At 66.9% G+C, this 839-nt stretch carries 1 protein-coding gene and 1 pseudogene; one reads left to right on the top strand and one right to left on the bottom strand.

Annotated elements, in window-relative coordinates:
• Positions 1-234, bottom strand: a 234-nt coding sequence (locus JCM19049_RS16005) for a hypothetical protein (RefSeq protein ID WP_279403416.1), incomplete at its 3' end; no start/stop codon positions are given.
• Positions 235-608: 374 nt separating this feature from the next.
• On the opposite strand from JCM19049_RS16005, the pseudogene JCM19049_RS16000 reads away from it, so the two are divergent.
• Positions 609-839 (top strand): annotated as a pseudogene (locus tag JCM19049_RS16000) (haloacid dehalogenase); the annotation flags it as partial.

Genomic DNA, 839 nt, shown 5'->3' with positions numbered 1-839 from the left:
CTGCCCGGCCGCCACGGTGATCGCCGCCTCGGCCGTGAGGCCCGGGGCGGTGGCGGTGAAGATCAAATCGGCGGCGTCGGTGCGCACCAGGGCGCTGATCTGCTGCAGGGTGGCGGGCCAGAAGTCCACGTCCCCCTCACGTTGGATGCCATAGGCCTCGCACGCGGCATCGATCCAGGCGGCGGTGTCCTCACGCCATTCATTGCTGTTCCACACGTCTATCCAGTGAGCCACGTATTCCATCGTAGTATGTCGCCGCAAGCCCCGATGTTGCTACCGTGGGGCTGACGGCCAGTTTGTCCTCCACCAAAGGATTTTGCCTGTGAACTCTTCGCGTCCGATGTACCGACACCGTGACTTCAAAGCCGTGCTCTTCGACCTGGACGGGGTGCTGACCCCCACCGCCCAGGTGCACCGCGAGGCTGGCAGGAGCTGTTTGACCGGTTCCTCTCGGCCCGCCACCCCGAGGCGGCGCCCTACACCCTGGATGATTACTTCACGCTGGTTGACGGGCGCCCGCGCTACGACGGGGTGCAGGCGGTGCTGGATTCGCGGGGCATCAGCCTGCCGCACGGCACCGGGCGGGACCTGCCCGGGTTTGAGACCGTGTGCGCGCTGGGAACCTGAAGAACGACGTGTTCATCGACATCCTGGAACGGGAGGGCATCGCCCCCTACCAGGGGTCCTTGGACTTCTTGAACCAGGTGTTGGATGCCGGGCTGGACGTGGCGGTGGTCTCCTCCTCGCGCAACGCCCGCACCGTGCTGAACGCCGCCGAGCTGGCGGACTTCTTCCCCACCGTCGTCTCGGGCACCGAGCGACGCTGCGCCAGCTGCCGG

It is taken from the genome of Arthrobacter sp. JCM 19049, from assembly GCF_001310435.1.
The sequence above is the reverse complement of the archived record's forward strand: the minus strand, read 5'-3'. Positions and strand labels throughout refer to the sequence as shown.